Consider the following 19,379-nt stretch of genomic DNA (forward strand, 5'->3'; position numbering starts at 1 on the left):
TCACCTATTTAAAACGTTAAAAATTAACAACTTAACAAAAATAAAGCTTCGTTATTTCTTTAACATCTGATTAATTTTTTCACAAATTTACCACTTCAATTTCCGACCCAATATACACCAATGCCTTTTTTAACACTTTGTATCCTAAATCTTCAATTGCATCTTGATATTCTTGAATTTGCTGCTGATATTTTGCATTAACAGCTCCAGTTTTATAATCCAACAAAAACGCTTCCTTACTTTCTAAAAAAACAACTCTGTCTGGCTTTAAAATTCTTCCTTCTTTCTGAACAATGGTCTGTTCGTTTAAAACCGTATGACTTCCATCAAAACAGACTGCCAATTCAGGATGATTTACAATTTCACTTAACGTATTCAAAACCTGATCGCCCTGATCATAAGTTACCAAGCCATTTTCCAGTGCTTTTGTTACCGCCAAATCAATATCTGACTTATCTTTTACAAAAGCCAAAATTTCATGCACAACATTCCCATAAGAAATTGCTTCCTGCTGGTGCGTTCCCCACATTAAAGCTTCTCGCTGGGCAATTTTTATGTTTTTCGGATTTAAAACTTCTTTTACTATCGGAATTGATTTTACCAAATCGACAGTTTTAGAGGCTTTCGAAAGCCTCGTTTTATCACCGAATTCATAATTTAATTTTGTTTCATCATAAACTCCTTCATTAATTAAAAATTTAATAAAAAAAGAAGCCATATTATTTGGATACTCCCCATCTTTTCTTGCCTCAAGAGACTGAGAAATCACATACAATTGTTCTTCAGCACGAGTTAATGCAACATAAAGCACATTGATATTATCCAGCAATTCTTCCTGTTTTTTCAAATTAAAAACTGCCGATGCACTTTCTCCAAAACTTTCCACAACACTGCTGTTATCTACAAGTGCTTTCGGAACTCCTAAATCAACTTCGTCTGTATCCAACCATAGTTTATCTTTTGGTTTACGATTATAATCTTCGTCTGCAAAAGGCATAATTACAACTGGAAACTCCAATCCTTTTGATTTATGAATGGTCATAATACGAACTGCATTATTCCCCTCTGGCGACGGAATACTATATTTCTCTCCATTTTTATCCCAAAAAACTAAAAAATCTGCCACGCCCGACTGATTCCTGATGTCACGTTCCAAAACAATATCCAGAAAAAATTGAACATAAGCATTACCTTCTGACGGAAGAATAAATTTAGAAATTATAATCTCCACTGCTTCGTATAGAGATTTCTTTCGAACATCTTTAAAAGAAAAAGAAACATCAAAAGTCAAAAGCCAGTCTTCAAATTCTTTTTCTATTTTATGATTCATTCCCATCGCAATGAAATCATGAATTGGCATTGCCAAATCTTTGGTTGAAGATAAAAAGTGAAGGAAATTTGCTTTTGATTCTAAATCAGCACTATTACTCAAATAACGTAGTAAATGAACAATCAACCGAACTTCTGAAGCATTTTGAACCATCAAAGTCTCAGAAGACAAAAGAGGAATTCCCTGCTCTGTTAAATAATTTGCAATTGCAATTCCCTGACCTCTTTTACGAGTTAAAATCACAATATCTTTATATTCGAATCCTTGCTTTACAACTTCATGAATTGTATTTAAAGTTGCCAAAACATACAAGTCAGATTTTTCAACCGTTTCTTCTTCATCCGCAAATTCATTTTTTTCTGCAACAGGAAGAAAAGAAATATTGACATACCCCCCTTTTTTCGAGTTTGTATTTTGAAAACTGTGATTCTCATATAAATCTTTATAATCTTCATTCGAAAACTCAGCAGAAATGAGTTTAAAAAAAGCATTATTAAATTCAATTACTTCACTGTAACTACGGTAATTTGTATTTAAATGTCTAATCTGTTTATCCGGATTATTGAATGGATTTACCTCTTTGCTTAATTCAATAAATTGCTCTGCTTTACCTCCGCGCCAGCGATAAATGGATTGTTTCGGATCACCAACAATCATCAGAGTTCCTTTATTCCCGAAATCATCTAAACCTGAAAGCGAGTTATCTATTAATGGAATTAAATTCTGCCATTGCATCTCGGAAGTATCCTGAAATTCATCAATAAAAAAATTACGATAACGCTCTCCCAAACGCTCATAAATGAAAGGCGCCGGCTGATTCTGAATTTCTCGGTGAATAATGGCATTAAATTCAGAAATAGACAAAATGTTTTGTTCTGACTGAATTTTCGACAATTCATTACTAACCGTATTCAACAAAGAAAGCGGTGTGATATTTTTCAAGAAAGCTTTATAAAAATCCCTTTTTTCAAAGTTTTGATAAACCTCTTTCAAAATCTGAAGCAGTTCAGGAATAATATTTTCTATTAAGGCTTTGTCTTTTGCCGTTTTATTAATCACAATATCTTCAAACTCATGAAAAGTTTTATTCTTCGGATTGAATCTTCCGTCACGAATCCCTTCTAAATGATTTGGAAAAGTTCCTCTGGAAAATGATTTCAGATCGATTCCGTTTTTATCAATCAATTCAATTGCTTTGACAGCCAGCCCTGCATTTGTATCTTCCAACTCTTTGCAAAGCGCCTGCATCTTCTTTTTAATCTCAACAAACTCTCCAATCGTTTTATCCTGAAAATGCAGAATCTCATTCCGATTGTTTTCATTTAAAACCAATCTTCCAGTATCGAGAATCTCGCGCGAAATATCCCAGCTTTTATCATCATCGGTTTTTTCCATTGTAAAATCGATGAGCAGTTTGGTCAGCGTCTCATCTTCTCCTGCCTGTGCAATAATGGCATCAACCGCTTCAACCAACAAATTCTCTGTATCCAAAGTAACTTCAAAAGTCATCGGAAGATTTAAGTCATGCGCAAAAGCGCGTATGACTTTGTGCGTAAATTTATCAATAGTCGAAATATCAAAAGCAGCATAATTATGAATTAAGTGTTTTATGATCTGCTGTGATTTTGTTTTAAGCTTAATGATTGAAAGTCCAGTTTCTCGAGACAAATCTTCCATTAAATCAACCGCCTTTGAAGAGGGATCGTCTTTGGCGAATTCAGACAGATTGCCAACAATACGGCTTTTCATTTCATGAACTGCCTTATTGGTAAATGTTATGGCAAGGATATTTCGGTATGCATCATTTTTTGGCGAAGAAAGAATAATCTTTAAATATTCTTTAACCAATGTATACGTCTTTCCAGATCCTGCAGAAGCATCATAAATAGAAAAAGACGGACTTTGCATAATTTGATTTTTTTGTATCGTAAAAATAACACAATAAAATTAAATCCCAATAATGAAAAATTCCAAATTCTAACATCTGTTTGCTGCGAATGCCTCAAATATTAGAATTTGGAATTTTGAAAATTTTAGATTTTTTAAATTTATGCGTGTTTTGGAAATGCTTTTTTATTGAAGACCAAAAGTATACCTACTCCGGTAGATATTGCCATATCGGCAACATTAAAAATAGCATTAAAAAAAGCAAAGTGCTTTCCTCCGAAAATAGGAAGCCACGTTGGAAGATTACCTTCCCAAATAGGAAAATAAAACATATCTACAACCAAACCATGAAACCAAGTTCCGTATGGAGCTGGAGAAAAGATTGTAGCCAAATTATGCGTACTGTCGTCAAAAATAACTCCGTAGAAAACAGAATCGATAATATTTCCTGCCGCACCAGCAAAGATTAAAGCAATAGCAACTATTAAATAAGTAGATTGGCTTTTCTTCACCACATCAGAAAGCCACCAACCGATTCCGAAAACCGCAAAAATTCTAAAAACAGTTAAAATCAGTTTTCCATATTCTCCTGGAATCTTTGTCCCCCAAGCCATACCTTCATTTTCGATAAAATGAATTTTGAACCATTCAGCCCCCATCACTTTTACCTCTTCACCAAGAACGAAATTTGTCTTGACATAAATTTTAGAAAGCTGATCTATAATTAAAACTAGGAATATAAGGAAATACGCTTTTCGTAATGACATTTTATTATTTTTTGATGGGCAAAAATAGCAATTAAATCAAAAAAAACGCTCCCAAGGGAGCGTTAATTGTTTTTTAATAAACTAAACTTAGTTTATCTGCTAATGTAAAGCCAGGGATTCTATTTTTGCACAGGCGCTTTCGCAGCTGTTTTTGCTGGACTGTCGGAGAAAAAATCTGAGATAGATTTGAATATCCCTTTACTTTCTTTTCCGGCAGCAAGCTTCTTCGCTTCACCTTTTTTAACATCTGCTTTAAATTTGATGCGCAGTTTTTCAAAATCTTTCATTCTGCGCTCTACGTCAGAGTTTACTTCCTTGAATTTCAATACTTTAGCCATAATGTAAGTTTTTTACAGTAAATAATTTAAATTATTAACGATTTGGTACTACAATGATACATAATTTAATTTATATTTGTTAAACAAAATTAACACTTGTTTAGGATGATTCAAGATTAATTTTAAAACCAAATACCAAAAAAAACTAAATTTAACATTCCTCCCTAAATCCTACAAAATCATGAATGAAATCACAACTACACTGAATGACTTTCTTGTCAGCACAAAATCCACAGCAGCATTAATCTTAAACGGAAAAGGAAAACTAATCACTTCCTTAAACCTTGATTACGGAGACAGTATCGCCGCTATGAGCGCCGCAATCTTATCAATGAGTGAAAAATTCTTAATTGATTTAGAAAAAGGCTCTTTAAAACAATTGTATCTAAAAAGCGCCGAAGGCGTTATTGTTGGAAACAAAATCAGCGGTTCCAATTTTATCGTTGCCTTTTCAAAAGAAGGAAGTAACCTAGCATTACTAATGCGTTCAACAGAAGAAGTTTCTGCTGAACTAAGTAAAAATTCCCTACTGAAATAACATACATCTATTAACAAACAAACCCACATCACTATGAGTAATGACTTTTTAAACGTGTTTTTAAATGAAATGAAAACTAACGTAAACGGCTTTATTGCTGTCGCTGTAACAGAGATTGAGTCTGGATTAAGCTTTGGAAATTTAACAGTCGATCCAGGTTTTGACCCAGAACTTGCCGCAGCTTATAACCTCGAAGTTGTAAAAGCAAAACTAAATGCCGTAAAAGCACTAGGTCTAAACCAGGATATTGAAGATATTTTGATTACACTTTCGAATCAAATTCACATTATCGATATCTCTCCAAATAAAAAATTCATGATCTACTTAGCTGCAGATGCATCAAAAGCTAATTTAGGTATGACGAGAGCTATTTTAAGAAAACACAAAGCTGATGTTGAAAAAAATCTAGCTTAATAACTTTACTTTTCTTTACTGTTGAACTGTCTCTAACCAAGACAGTTCTTTTTTTTTGCACAGTCTCAGACTAATACCTTTTCATTCTTACAAAAAAATACAGGCATTTTTGAAAGCAAATTTTAGAAACATAAACATTTTCTTTCAAACCAAAAACACGGGAAACTAAGACAAATCATTAAAACATTAAACAAAAAAAAACGCCCCTAAAAGGAGCGTTTAATTGGAGTTTATTTTTATTATCTCTGCAAGTTTTTAGCTTCGATACTCATTGTTGCATGAGGAACGATTTTAAGCCTTTCCTTGCTAATTAATTTACCTGTTACTTTGCAAATACCGTATGTTTTGTTTTCAACACGGAAAAGTGCGTTTTTTAAGTCACGAATGAATTTCTCTTGTCTGATAGCCAACTGAGAGTTCGCTTCTTTAGACATGGTCTCACTTCCTTCTTCAAAAGCTTTAAAAGTTGGAGAAGTATCATCAGTTCCGTTATTCAAATCGTTCATATAGGCACTTTTGATCAAATCAAGATCTTCTTGCGCTTTTTTAATTTTTGCTTGGATTATCTCTTTGAACTCTGCTAAATCTGCATCAGAGTATCTTGTAATTTCATCTATCATGTTTATCTATTTTGAAATTAATATCATTGTTTTAATATCATCAAACTCAATTTCTGTGCCGTTTTCTAAAGTGTCAACAAAAACTAAGTCGTCTGTTAATGTTTCAGACTTAATATACTCTTCGTTTTTCAAAATGGCATCTTCCAAAATACCATCTCTTTTTATTTGTACCTTAATTTTATCAGTAACCTCAAATCCTGAATCTTTACGGATATTCTGAATTCTGTTTACTAACTCTCTTGCGATACCTTCATTTTTTAATTCTTCAGATATTGTGATGTCTAACGCAACTGTTATTCCGTTTGAATTTGCAACCAGCCATCCTTCGATATCTTGTGATGTTATCTCGACGTCTTCTAGTGATAAAGTTACATTATTTCCAGAAATAACAATATCCAGCGTTCCCTGCTTATCCAGCTGATTGATTTGTTCTGCAGAAAAACCTTGTATTTCTTTGGAAATCAACCCCATATCTTTTCCAAAACGTGGGCCAAGAGCTTTAAAATTAGGCTTAATCTGCTTTACTAAAATACCTGAAGCATCGTCTAAAAGTTCGATTTCTTTCACGTTTACTTCAGCTTTTACAAGGTCAGAAATAGCTTCGATTTCAGTGCGCTGATTCTCGTCAAGTACTGGAATCATTACCTTTTGCAGAGGTTGACGAACTTTTATCATCTCTTTTTTACGTAGTGACAAAACCAAAGATGAGATTGTTTGCGCCTTCTGCATTTTGCTTTCCAACGTTTTATTAACAAAGTTTTCGACAAATTTCGGGAACTCAGCCAAGTGAACACTAGCAAAATCCTCGGTTCCCGTAGAAGCTGTCAAATCTCTGTATAATTTATCCATAAAAAATGGAGCTACTGGAGCGCTTAATTTACTGATTGTTAGCAAACAAGTATAAAGCGTTTGGTAAGCTGCAATTTTATCTTTTGCATATTCACCCTTCCAGAAACGACGACGGCATAAACGAACGTACCAGTTACTTAAGTTTTCCTGAACGAAATCAGAAATGGCTCTTGTCGCTTTCGTTGGCTCATAATCTTCGTAGCATTCGTCAACAAATTTGATTAACGTGTGCAATTCAGAAATAATCCATTGATCGATTTCTGGTCTTTCATTTAACGGGATTTCTGCTTCAGCATATTTAAATCCATCGATGTTTGCATATAACGAGAAGAATGAATAGGTATTGTAAAGCGTTCCGAAGAATTTACGTTTCACCTCAGCAATTCCTTCAAGATCAAACTTCAAGTTATCCCACGGATTTGCGTTCATGATCATATACCAGCGTGTAGCATCCGGACCGTTTTCTGCAATGGTTTTAAATGGGTCTATGGTATTTCCTTTACTCTTAGACATTTTAATTCCGTTTTTATCCAGAACCAAACCGTTTGAAACTACATTTTTATACGCCACTTTATCAAAAACCAAAGTTCCGATAGCGTGTAAAGTATAAAACCATCCACGTGTCTGATCTACTCCTTCGGCAATGAAATTCGCTGGAAAATCTTTGTTCCCATCAATTTTATCTTTATTCTCAAAAGGATAGTGCCATTGCGCATAAGGCATTGCTCCAGAATCGAACCAAACGTCGATTAAATCACTTTCGCGCTTCATTGGTTTTCCAGAAGCAGAAACTAAAGTGATGGCATCAACAACATTTTTGTGTAAGTCAATTAAATCATAATTTGACTCAGCCATGTTTCCTATTTCAAAACCTTTAAACGGATTCTCTTTCTGAAAACCTGCTTCAATAGATTTTTCGATTGCAGTGTACAATTCTTCAACAGAACCAATAATAACTTCTTCAGTTTTATCTTCTGTTCTCCAAATTGGCAACGGAATTCCCCAATATCTAGAACGAGATAAGTTCCAATCGTTGGCATTTTTAAGCCAATTTCCAAAACGTCCTTCACCAGTAGATTTAGGTTTCCAATTGATAGTTTCGTTCAGGTCGAACATTCTATCTTTTACATCGGTTACTTTGATAAACCATGAATCTAGAGGATAGTATAATAACGGCTCATCTGTTCTCCAACTATGTGGATAACTGTGCACGTATTTTTCAACTTTAAATGCTTTGTTTTCTTCTTTCAAACGAATTGCAATTTCAACATCTACAGATTTCTCCGGAGCTTGTCCTGCATCGTAATATTCGTTTTTAACGTATTTACCCGCTAAATCACCTAAATGCGAAGTAAATTTTCCTTGTAAATCAACTAAAGGAACAGCTGTTCCGTTTTCGTCCAAAACCAACATTGGTGGCACTTCTGGTTTTGCTTCTTTTGCTACTTTAGCATCATCAGCACCAAAAGTCGGCGCTGTATGCACGATTCCAGTTCCATCTTCTGTAGTAACGAAATCTCCGGAAATTACTCTAAATGCATTTTCAGCATTTTGATATGGCAATACATAAGGCAGTAATTGCTCGTAACGGATATCAACTAAATCTGCTCCTTTTGCTTCAGTCAAAATTTTATATGGCAATTTTTTATCGCCATTTTTCACATTATCAAAATCAGCATCATCTTCGCTTAAGAAATATCCTTTTCCGAATTGTTTTCCAACTAAGTTTTTAGCCAAAATTACATTGATTGGCTCAAAAGTATATTGATTGAAAGTTTTAACCAAAACGTAATCGATTTTTGGACCAACTGTCAAAGCGGTGTTTGATGGAAGCGTCCAAGGTGTCGTCGTCCAAGCTAAGATGTGAATATCTCCAAATCCTTGTAAAAAGCTAGGAATTGTTTCTGGCAATGTTTTAAACTGGGCTACAATTGTAGTATCGGTAACATCGCGGTAAGCTCCTGGTTGGTTTACTTCGTGAGAAGACAATCCTGTTCCTGCTTTTGGAGAATACGGCTGAATCGTGTATCCTTTGTACAACAAACCTTTATCATAAATTTGCTTCAAAAGCCACCAAACCGATTCCATGTATTTTGGTTTGTAAGTCACATACGGATCTTCCATATCAACCCAGTAACCCATTTTTTCGGTCAAGTCATTCCATACGTCCGTATAACGCATAACGGTTTTTTTACACGCTTCGTTATATTCTTCGATCGAAATTGTTTTGCCAATATCTTCTTTTGTAATTCCTAATTCTTTTTCAGTACCCAATTCTACAGGCAGACCGTGAGTATCCCATCCGGCTTTTCTTTTAACCTGAAAACCTTTTTGAGTTTTATATCTGCAAAAAATATCTTTAATCGCACGCGCCATCACGTGGTGAATTCCTGGTAATCCGTTTGCTGAAGGCGGCCCTTCAAAAAATACGAAAGGCTCAGCACCTTCGCGAGTGGTCACACTCTTTTCAAATATATTTTCTTTCTTCCAAAAATCAAGAACTTCAGACGCTACAGTTGGTAAGTCAAGTCCTTTGTATTCAGTAAATTTTGTACTCATTTTATCCTTTTCTTAAACGAGGTGCGAAAGTAAGGAATTTTGAGTAAAATAGAGAAAATATGATGTAAAAAAGACCGATTTCAGGAAATTTCAAGTAGATTCCGCAATAAAAAATGGCCTTTTGGCTGATTTAAGAGAAAACTTCTTTTAAAATCTCTAAAGATTTAGGTTTTTTGAATCCTTCAAGATGTAAACTATAATAATCAATTATAATTTTTAGAAGTATTTGTCTTTCTAAAACATGAAAGATTTTCTGGTCGTTGTCAAATTTCAATTCCAATAGTTTTTTAAACAAGCTCGTTTCATGTTCAGAAAGCACATTTCCATTTTGAAAAAGTGTAAACACTCCTTCATTCATTTCAAAAAAAGGAAGATTATTTTCTGATAGATCAGGGTAAAAACCAAGATATTTGGTGGTTTCCAAAAGTAGAATTAAGTGAAAATTAGAAATTTCATCATGATGATCCAGCCAAGTCAGTGCGGTTTCTAAAAACAAAAAAAGCTGTTCATTTTTTTCTTCTTCCTGAATAGAATAATGCAGCATTTCTGAAAGAAACATCACCATCGTACTTTTCACAATATCAGTATGAATGCTCTGAAAAGGCACAGCACTTTTTATTTCTTTAAAATTTTCAAGAGTACCTTTATTCTTATGAACAGCTTCAATTTCTAAAATTGAAAAAGGCTGAAAATAGGCGATTTTCTGACTTGCTTTTCTGCTCGAAAACGCATCGCGAACGAAATAAGATTTTAGCCCGCTTGAAAGCGTAAAACATTTTACTATCAGACTTTTTTCCTGAAATTTTAAAGAGGAGATTACTATGGCTTTTGTTTTGACTTGCACGAAATAATTTTAGATTGAAGATTTTAGATTGATAAAATCTAACTGAAAACTGTGACTGTAAACTATCGAATAATCATCACTTTTTTAACCTTAGTTTCTCCACCGTCTTGTGCTGAAATAAAAACCATATAGACACCAGACGCTACTTTGTATCTACCAAAAGCTGTTGTGTCCCATTCGATTGTTCCGCCCGAAGAGGTTGTTTCAAAAACCAGATTCCCTTCAATATCCGTAATTTTAATATTGGCTTTATCAATTAATCCAGCAACTTTTACCGTTCCGGAATAAGTAGGACGAACTGGATTTGGATAAACATATACATTATTAAGATTCTCATTTGCTCCCGTTGCAATTCCGTTGAACGAAACCATTCCTTTATTGGTGACAATAAAAACTTCACCTGTCTTATTATTTATTTTAATATCATTTATATTATTACTTGGCAAGGGAGAATTGTTTATTGTAAAATGATATTTTGTTTCCTGACCATTTGATGAAACCATAAATACGCCAGAATCTGCCGTTCCGATCCATTTGTTATTTGCTCCATCTACGGCAATTGAAGTAATAAACTGCTCATACAACAACTCTTGAGCTAAATTATCTTCCATGATAATGATTGGATTCGCTTTTAACTGACTATCCGATTGGAAACTTCCAACATTAGACAAAACTCTCAATCCTTTTGTTGTTCCAATCCAAAGCTGATTTTTAGTATCTAAAGCTATTGTCCTAACATCTGCAATAGGGAGATTTCCAGCATCGGTGCCAAAAGTCATTTTTTTGAATGTATTCGTAGTTTCATTAAAACCAACAACACCATCTCTATTAGTTCCAATCCATTTTACATTATTATGATCGACAACTATACCAGAATAACTAACATCTTCAGCAACATCCAAAATTGAGGTCATAGAATAGCTTCCCCATTGCCCATTTGTTTTTAAAACCTTTAATCCATTTTTAATACGGCTATTGGTAATCCAAAGATTTCCGGCTTTATCATAAGCATTAGCATTTATACGAACATCAATATAATCTGCACCGGCATTTGTAATAGATTCCAGACCGCTGTTTTTTTCGTTATATAAAAAATTAGGCTCATCATTTTCGATTTTTAGCAACCCCGAAAAGAAAGAACTCGCGTAAACTTGTTTTTCATTATTCGGATTTATAAGCACCCTTGTAATGGATTTTGCGTCATAAACTTCCGAATAAGGAATAGTAAGCCAACCCGAAACATTGTATCGACTTACTCCATAACTATCTAATGGATAAGGATTATAAAAACCATCATAATCTCCATAAACTGCCCAAATTGTATTTGGACTTACATCTATAGAAAAAATGTTATTCTTAAGAGGGCCGGTCGGTGTATTATTTTCAAAAGCGGCTACATTACCAAGCGTAGAAAAAAACATTCCTTTTTCTTTAGTTCCTATAAAAATTTTATCACCAACTGCTGTTGCACAGCTAAAATTTAGAGTATTATCCAGAACCTGAGAATTAGCAATCTGACGATTTAAAATCATTTGGTTATTGTACACATAAACCGTATTTGCTGTTGTAACAAACAGGTTATGATTTTTTGCTCTCATATCTACAGAAGCTTGTGGCAATTGAAAAAAACTCACAAATACATTGGAATCGTACCTATGAATATTCCCAGAATCATTTATTGCAATAAGTTCTGTGTCCAAAGCTTCTACACTAGACCAATTTCCCACATTCAAAAGTGCCCACTGATTATAATCAATAAGATTGGCATTTGTAATAGCTGCTCTTCTTAAGCCGCTTGATGTTGCAGCAAAAATAAATCCGTTAAACAAAGTTGTCTGCTTGACACTGATTTCGGCACCATTATCACCAATAAAATAAGTATCGCCAAATTGAGAAGTATTCAAATTAAACTGAACAATGCCGAAATCACAAGAGACATAAACCAATCCATTATATTCCATAAAATGATTAATCTTTTTCGTATTTGCTGGAAGCTGTTTGTTAATTATATCCACAATTTTCAGCATGCTTCCGTCACTTTCGTTAATTAAAATCATTAAACCGTTTTCATAACCGACTAAAGTTTTTTTGAATGTCTCACTATAATAAACAGCAGAAATAGTCTGACCCGATAATCCGTCAATTGTAGTAATTGTCTTCAGCACATTGGTTGTGATATTTTTTGAAAACAAAGCATTTTCTGAGGCTGCTAGAACAGTAGTTGAAGATTCTGAAACATCCTTGATTTCATTAAACGAAAAATACCCATGCCAAGAAGATTTACTTTGTGCTTGACAAAACTGAATTAGTACTAAAAATAAAATGCTGAAAAGTATTTTTTTCATTATTAAATGTATTCGGATAGACAAATATACTACAAACGGAACTATTTCATTTTGGCACCCATAAAAAATGCCTTCGGTCTTAATTGTCCGAAGGCATTCTTATTCTATTTCAATTTACTTCTAAACTACACCTTGAGCTAGCATCGCATCGGCAACTTTTACAAATCCTGCAATGTTTGCACCTTTTACATAGTTAACATATCCGTCTTCTTCCGCACCGTATTTTTTACATTGATTATGAATTCCAATCATAATTTCTTTCAATCTCAAATCCACTTCTTCACTTGTCCAGTTCAAACGAATTGAGTTTTGAGTCATTTCTAATCCAGAAGCCGCTACACCACCCGCATTTGCTGCTTTTCCAGGAGCAAATAATACTTTGTTATCTAAGAAAAGCTTAATAGCATCTAACGTAGAAGGCATGTTGGCTGCTTCAGTTACACATAGAACACCGTTATCAATTAACTTTTGAGCGTCTTCTCCATTCAATTCGTTTTGAGTAGCACAAGGAATTGCGATATCTACTTTTACTTCCCAAGGACTTTTTCCTTTATGGAAAACGGCATTTGGATATTTTTCTAAATATCTTTCAGCTCTGTTATCACCAGTTGCTCTCATTTCAAGCATATGATCAATTTTTTCTCCAGATATACCTTCTTCATCATAAATATATCCGTCAGGTCCAGAGATTGTAACTACTTTTCCTCCAAGTTCATTTACTTTTAAAGCTACTCCCCAAGCCACATTTCCAAATCCAGAAATTGCAACTCTCTTACCTTTAATTTCATGCCCGATTGTACGAAGCATTTGATCTGTAAAGTAGACTACTCCATATCCTGTAGCTTCTGGTCTAATTAATGAACCTCCATAAGCCAATCCTTTTCCAGTTAAAACTCCTGTAAATTCATTTCTGATCCTCTTATACTGTCCAAATAAATATCCAATTTCTCTTGCACCAACACCAATATCTCCAGCAGGAACATCAAGGTCTGGCCCAATATGACGGCATAATTCTGTCATAAACGATTGACAGAAACGCATAATTTCCGCATCCGATTTTCCTTCTGGATCAAAATCAGAACCACCTTTTCCTCCACCCATTGGAAGTGTAGTCAGGCTGTTTTTAAATACTTGCTCGAAAGCTAAAAACTTCAAAACAGATAAATTTACAGAATGATGGAATCTAATTCCTCCTTTATAAGGTCCAATTGCAGAATTCATCTGAATTCTAAAACCTCTGTTTACAATAATTTCTCCTTTATCATCTACCCAAGGAACTCTGAAAATAATTGATCTCTCGGGTTCAGCGATTCTTAAGAGTATATTCTTACCATCATATTTTTTGCGTTCAGATATAAAAGGAATAACTGTTTCTGCAAATTCTCTAACCGCTTGAAGAAATTCTGGTTCGTTTGGATTTTTTGACTCAATAAGAGCCATAAATTCATTTATTTTTTGTTCCATATTTGAAATAAATTTTCAGATAATTTGATTTAATTTTTTATTATTTAAACCCGAAAACGAGTTCAAGAAAACGTTTTCGTTTTAACACACAAAGATATATCAAATAATGATTCCATGTTATATTTTTCACTTTTTTGAAACGATTTGTGTTTTTTTCAAACATTCCAAAAAAAACACATTTTTCATGTAGGTCTTTACATGCAAATCATCAATTAAAAGTTAGTAAATTAAGTATTTTGATAGTTATTATTCAATAGAATGATTTAATATTTTGAATCGAATATGTTTTTTATATATTTGCCGAGATTTGTAAGCCCTGAAAAATGCCTAAACACCTATTTATCACATTACTTGCCGTTTTTAGTTTATCGACATCGGCATCAGCACAAGGACTAGCTCAAGAGATTGGAATTTATGCTGGACCAGTTACTTTACAGTCTGATTTTGGTGAAAGACACAACTTCGAAACTAATGCTGGAAACTCCGGTTTTGGTATCGGAGTCATGCACTTTATCAACTTTTCTGCCAATAACAACAGAGAAAGTTACTTTACGGAGCACTTCAAAGTTCGATCTGATTTAAATTTTAGCAGAACTACTTTAAAACACTTCGGTCAATGGGTTGAAAGAAAACCTGATGGTATATTTGCTCAACAATTGAAAAACATGCACGCAAGTTCTACGATTGTTGGACTGGGTGCTCAAATAGAATTTACACCTTTCATGAAAATTCATGACTTTGAAAACACAATTGGTAGCTTCAGTCCGTATGGAAGTTTAGGTTTTCAAGTAAGTTATTATTCAGCAAAAATAGGCTCTCATTTAGGAGATATTACACTTCCAACTGTAACTCCAGGGAAATATTTAACTCCTTCTGATGGGCGTGCACATGGATTTTCTTCAGAAAGCGGTGTTGTTTTGTCAGCAACTGCTGGAGTGGGCGTTCATTACAAATTAACAACAATGAGTGATTTAATGTTTGAAACTCGTTTTCAAATGTACAACTCAGACTGGATAGACGGTTTAAACCCTAATAAAGATATTTACAAAGAAAACAAATCTAACGACTGGCAGGTTTGGTTTAACTTTGGATACATTTACTATTTAGAATTCTAAAAACATTCTAAATTTCAAAACATAAAAAATCCCAAATTCCAATTTTACTTTGGAATTTGGGATTTTTTTATTGGATTTTTTTTAAGCTAAAGCTTGTTCTAAATCTGCTATTAAATCTTCTGCATCTTCAATACCAACGCTTAAACGAACTAAATCGTCAGTAATACCAACTTCTGCTCTTTTATCTGCTGGAATTGATGCGTGTGTCATTAAAGCTGGATGATTTGCCAATGATTCTACTCCTCCTAAAGATTCTGCCAAAGTAAATACTTTCAGCTTTTCTAAAAACGAGATTGAATCTTCTTTCTTTCCTGATTTAAAATCAAACGAAACCATTCCACCAAAAGCTTTCATTTGTTTTTTAGCAATTTCGTGAAATGGATGATTTTTTAAACCTGGATAATAAACGGTTTTAATTTTAGGATGATTACTTAAATATTCCACTACTTTTTCTCCATTTTCACAATGTCTCTGTACTCTTAAAGCTAAAGTTTTGATTCCTCTTAAAACCAAAAAACTATCCATTGGCCCAAGTGTTGCACCTGTAGCAAATTGTTGAAAATGTAATTGATCTCCTAATGCTGCGTCTTTTACAATTAAAGCTCCTGCAATAACATCTGAATGTCCTCCTAAATATTTTGTTGCAGAATGCATTACGATATCTGCTCCTAAATCAAGAGGTTTTTGTAAATAAGGTGTTGCAAAAGTATTATCTACCGCAAGAAGGATTTTTTTCTCCTGAGTAATTTTTGCTATTTCTTGAATATCTGCCAATTTCATTAATGGATTTGTTGGCGTTTCTACCCAAATTAATTTAGTGTTTTCGTTGATTAAACTTTTGAATTTTTCAATATCTGTCATATCAACAAAATGAAACTTAATTCCTGAATCTTTATAAATTCTTGAAAACATTCTATAAGTTCCACCATACAAATCATCCATTGCAATGATTTCATCTCCTGCTTTAAATGATCTTAAAATACAATCTGTCGCTGCAAGACCAGAAGAAAATGCTAATCCGCGTGTACCATTTTCAATACTCGCCAATGCGTCTTCTAAAGCGGTACGAGTAGGGTTTGAAGCTCGGCTGTATTCGTAATCTGCTAAAGGTTTTCCTGGACTTGTCTGTACAAATGTTGATGTTTGATATACGGGAGGCATAACAGCACCTGTACTTGGATCATGATGTTGACCACCATGTATTACTTTTGTATTGAATTTCATATGTAAATGTTTATTGTTTTTTTATTGGTTATATGTAATTAGCACATCTCCATTGGTATTTACGTCCAATTTATGGTCATGCTCATTTCATATAGTTATAAATTTTAAATCCTTAATTCTTTTACAAATTTACCGCTTAATTTATTTTATCGCGTCACAAGTTCTTACCTTTGTAGATAATTAACACTTTTTGATATGAAAAATTACATATTTATAATCTTTTTGTGTTTGATTTTTACAAGTTGCAAAAAAGACCTTTCATTTGAAAATGAAACATTTGAAGAAAAATCTACTAAGCCGTGCAAAAATGATTGCCCGAGTATCACAATAGAAGTTCCAGTTGCCAAAAATAAAAAAGTAATATCAGACAGTATCAATAAGAGAGTTTTTGCTGTCATTAAAGAGATTGTATTTTTTGAAGAAGATTCGATAAAAGTCGACGATTATAAATCATTGGCAAAATCTTTTATTGCTTCTTATGAAGAAATGCATCAGAAATTCCCTCAAGACACTTTTGGCTGGGAAGCCAAAATAATTGGGAACATAGAATTTCAATCGGAACAGATTTTAAACTTAAAAATTGATCATTACACTTTTACAGGAGGTGCTCATGGCTATCAAGGTTACCGCTCTTTGTTATTTAATCCGAAAACAGGAAAAGCTATTTTCAACAATCAATTATTCAAAAACGAAAAAGAGTTTAAGGCTTTCGCCGAAAAGGCATTCCGTTCCAAATATAAAATTCCTGAAACAGCCAACATTAATGCAACAGGTATGATGTTTGAAAATGATAAATTCCAATTGCCACAGAATATCTTTTACACTTCTCAAGGTTTACTTTTGTATTACAATTCATACGAAGCTGCTTCTTATGCAGACGGCCCAAAAGAGCTTATTTTTTCTTATGATGAAATAAAAAAATATTTGAATTTTCAATAGACAACAATCCAATATTTCAATATTCTGTATGCAACAGCACTATGGCTCATCTCTAGAGAAAAACCTTTGTTTCTCTGAACCTTTGCCCCTTTCTACTGCACATCATATTTCATCTTACGCAAAACCCTTAATGCTTCTTTAAACGAAGAGTATACCTGTTTATAAGGTTTCAGAAGTAATTTAGCGTCAATTAATTTTTGTCTCGCATCTTCAAAACCATTCAAATGACAAATCATAAAAGTGGAAGGCAGATTTTCGAGATCTTTCATTTCGCGCTCCGATAATGTAATTTCTTTTTGAAGTTTTGCCAGCAATGCCATATTCGAATTGTAAATATGATATAGCATTTTTCTATTAAACTCCGGTGGCTGAAAAAGCATCTGACGATCTATTTTATAATAACCATTATCAAAGAAATGAATGGTTTGCTCTTCCAGCGGATAATAGCTCGTTTTGTCATTTAAACCTAGAGGCACATATTCTGTAATGGTAAAGGTATCATCGTTATAATCAATAGTAACAACATCTTGTGCCGAATAAAAAAGTTTAATTTGTTCGTTGATTAATTCTATATCAACACGCGACAGAAACGTTTTTTCTCGCATTGTTTTTGGAACTCCAGCCCAGCAAATCACAAATAATTCTTTAAAGACATAGTATTTGGGCGACATATCTTTATGTCTGAAATTCATAAAATCGATAACGCCGTCTAAAGTATATTGAATACTGTTTCGGGAACTATTTTCGATTCCAATAACCGTTTCTGTATTCTGATTGCTTTTTTCGATTTCCTCGTGTTCTTCCAGCGGAATCGAGTTACTGCCACGTCTTATGAAAACACTATTTGCTAAAATCGTATGAATTCCTTTTTTAAAGTATGAGATTTTACTTTTAGGTTTAATGGTAACCAAACCAATTACTTTGTCTTTTGGAAGATTTGGAAAAGGGACATTTTCGTATTGAATTTTAGGAGGATTTTCGAGAAAGGCATTGACCAGATTTTGAATTCGGCTGTCGTCGAAAAAATCATCACCGACAATTTCATTATCCTGATCTTCTACTCCAACTACGATATAAGAATTATTGTTTGGATTTGAGTTTGATAAAGCACAAATGTGTTTCAAAAACTTACCTTTTCCTTCTCGAGAATGAAGATTCAACTGCCTTTTTTTATCATAAAAACTGCTTTCGTCATTATGAGCCAGAAGATTTTTAATTAAAAGGCGTTTATTGATCATAATCTAGTTTTTTGGCTACTAATTTACATTAATTAAAACTCGTAATCATTTAAATTTCATTCCATTTCATAACTCTAAACATAAAAAAGACGCACTCAAGTGCGTCTTTCTACAAATTTCATTAAATACTTTTCTTGACAATCGTCGAAGAAGCCTGTGCGGTACTCATTACGACTAAATCTGCAATATTTACATGATAAGGTCTTGAAATCACAAAATGAATAATATCGGCAATATCTTCTGCCTGCAGCGGATCAAATCCTTTATAGACATTTGAAGCTCTTTCGGCATCGCCTTTAAAACGAACTTCGCTAAACTCGGTCGCAACCATCCCGGGATGAATACCGCCAACCCTAATTCCGAATGGATTTAAATCGATTCGCATTCCAGCTGTAATGGCATCAACTGCATGTTTAGAACCACAATACACATTTCCGTTTGGATAAACTTCTTTAGCGGCTGTTGAACCAATATTGATAATATGTCCAGATTGTCTCTCCACCATCTGCGGAATTATCGCTTTTGAAACATATAAAAGTCCTTTTACATTAATATCAATCATGGCGTCCCAATCATCTAAATCTCCATTTTGAATGGGATCTAAACCGTGGGCATTTCCGGCATTATTAATTAAAACGTCGATTGTTGAAAAATCATTTGGTAAAGAACCAATCTTCTCTAAAACATCTTCTTTATCACGAACATCAAAAGCAAGGGAATAAACTTCTGTAAAAGCCGAAAGTTCTTTTTCAAGTTCTTCTAAACGATCTTTACGTCTTCCGCAAAGAATCACTTTATAATTGTTTTTTGCCAGAATCTGGGCAGTTGCTTTTCCAATTCCGCTTGTGGCACCAGTAATTAAAACTGTTTTTTTCATTTTAAATATTTTGTTTAACACATAGAAACAT

The 19,379-nt window shown here is 33.7% G+C and carries 14 protein-coding genes and 1 pseudogene; 4 read left to right on the forward strand and 11 right to left on the reverse strand.

Annotation, left to right across the window (positions count from 1 at the left end; genetic code table 11):
- Positions 1–79: 79 nt before the first annotated feature.
- From P2W65_RS03545 to P2W65_RS03555, 3 genes are all read right to left on the reverse strand, one after another.
- A complete protein-coding gene (locus tag P2W65_RS03545; RefSeq protein WP_289663586.1) occupies positions 80–3,238 on the reverse strand; it encodes a UvrD-helicase domain-containing protein in 3,159 nt (1,052 codons plus the stop codon).
- A 140-nt stretch (positions 3,239–3,378) separates the two neighbouring features.
- Complete coding sequence (locus tag P2W65_RS03550) at positions 3,379–3,984, reverse strand: lipoprotein signal peptidase (RefSeq protein ID WP_289663587.1); 606 nt, start codon at positions 3,982–3,984, stop codon at positions 3,379–3,381.
- Between the two features lie 119 nt (positions 3,985–4,103).
- Positions 4,104–4,322, reverse strand: coding sequence for a hypothetical protein (locus P2W65_RS03555; protein ID WP_289663589.1), 219 nt, complete (start codon positions 4,320–4,322; stop codon positions 4,104–4,106).
- Between the two features lie 181 nt (positions 4,323–4,503).
- On the opposite strand from P2W65_RS03555, the gene P2W65_RS03560 reads away from it, so the two are divergent.
- Complete coding sequence (locus P2W65_RS03560; RefSeq protein ID WP_091494460.1) at positions 4,504–4,860, forward strand: roadblock/LC7 domain-containing protein; 357 nt, start codon at positions 4,504–4,506, stop codon at positions 4,858–4,860.
- 33 nt (positions 4,861–4,893) lie between these two features.
- Positions 4,894–5,274, forward strand: coding sequence for a hypothetical protein (locus P2W65_RS03565; RefSeq protein WP_091494458.1), 381 nt, complete (start codon positions 4,894–4,896; stop codon positions 5,272–5,274).
- A 239-nt stretch (positions 5,275–5,513) separates the two neighbouring features.
- On the opposite strand, the gene P2W65_RS03570 is transcribed toward P2W65_RS03565, so the two are convergent.
- From P2W65_RS03570 to gdhA, 5 genes are all read right to left on the reverse strand, one after another.
- Positions 5,514–5,894, reverse strand: a complete 381-nt coding sequence (locus tag P2W65_RS03570; protein WP_012022792.1) for a TraR/DksA family transcriptional regulator — start codon at positions 5,892–5,894, stop codon at positions 5,514–5,516.
- A 6-nt stretch (positions 5,895–5,900) separates the two neighbouring features.
- On the reverse strand, positions 5,901–9,302 hold the full coding sequence (ileS, locus tag P2W65_RS03575) for an isoleucine--tRNA ligase (RefSeq protein WP_289663591.1): 3,402 nt from the start codon (positions 9,300–9,302) through the stop codon (positions 5,901–5,903).
- Positions 9,303–9,432: 130 nt separating this feature from the next.
- Positions 9,433–10,146, reverse strand: a complete 714-nt coding sequence (gene recO / locus P2W65_RS03580) for a DNA repair protein RecO (RefSeq protein ID WP_289663592.1) — start codon at positions 10,144–10,146, stop codon at positions 9,433–9,435.
- A gap of 62 nt (positions 10,147–10,208) precedes the next feature.
- Positions 10,209–12,491 carry a type IX secretion system anionic LPS delivery protein PorZ gene (gene porZ, locus P2W65_RS03585; protein WP_289663593.1) on the reverse strand — a complete coding sequence of 761 codons (2,283 nt, stop codon included), beginning with the start codon at positions 12,489–12,491 and terminating at the stop codon, positions 10,209–10,211.
- 120 nt (positions 12,492–12,611) lie between these two features.
- On the reverse strand, positions 12,612–13,955 hold the full coding sequence (gene gdhA / locus P2W65_RS03590) for an NADP-specific glutamate dehydrogenase (RefSeq protein WP_289663594.1): 1,344 nt from the start codon (positions 13,953–13,955) through the stop codon (positions 12,612–12,614).
- A 323-nt stretch (positions 13,956–14,278) separates the two neighbouring features.
- Here gdhA and P2W65_RS03595 point away from each other — a divergent pair, with 323 nt between their 5' ends.
- A complete protein-coding gene (locus tag P2W65_RS03595; RefSeq protein WP_289663595.1) occupies positions 14,279–15,070 on the forward strand; it encodes a THC0290_0291 family protein in 792 nt (263 codons plus the stop codon).
- Positions 15,071–15,151: 81 nt separating this feature from the next.
- Here the strand turns inward: P2W65_RS03595 and P2W65_RS03600 are convergent.
- A pseudogene (locus tag P2W65_RS03600) lies at positions 15,152–16,297 on the reverse strand (cystathionine gamma-synthase); the annotation flags it as partial.
- A 192-nt stretch (positions 16,298–16,489) separates the two neighbouring features.
- Here P2W65_RS03600 and P2W65_RS03605 point away from each other — a divergent pair.
- Positions 16,490–17,233 carry a DUF3298 and DUF4163 domain-containing protein gene (locus tag P2W65_RS03605; protein WP_289663597.1) on the forward strand — a complete coding sequence of 248 codons (744 nt, stop codon included), beginning with the start codon at positions 16,490–16,492 and terminating at the stop codon, positions 17,231–17,233.
- A gap of 92 nt (positions 17,234–17,325) precedes the next feature.
- On the opposite strand, the gene P2W65_RS03610 is transcribed toward P2W65_RS03605, so the two are convergent.
- Together P2W65_RS03610 and P2W65_RS03615 are read right to left on the reverse strand one after the other, a co-directional pair.
- Positions 17,326–18,471: an ATP-binding protein gene (locus P2W65_RS03610; RefSeq protein WP_289663598.1), complete on the reverse strand. Its 1,146-nt coding sequence runs from the start codon at positions 18,469–18,471 to the stop codon at positions 17,326–17,328.
- A gap of 121 nt (positions 18,472–18,592) precedes the next feature.
- Positions 18,593–19,348 (reverse strand): SDR family NAD(P)-dependent oxidoreductase, encoded by a 756-nt coding sequence (locus tag P2W65_RS03615; RefSeq protein ID WP_289663599.1) that lies wholly within the window; start codon positions 19,346–19,348, stop codon positions 18,593–18,595.
- Positions 19,349–19,379: the final 31 nt, after the last annotated feature.

It is taken from the genome of Flavobacterium panacagri, assembly GCF_030378165.1.
GTDB classification, from domain to species: Bacteria; Bacteroidota; Bacteroidia; order Flavobacteriales; family Flavobacteriaceae; genus Flavobacterium; species Flavobacterium panacagri.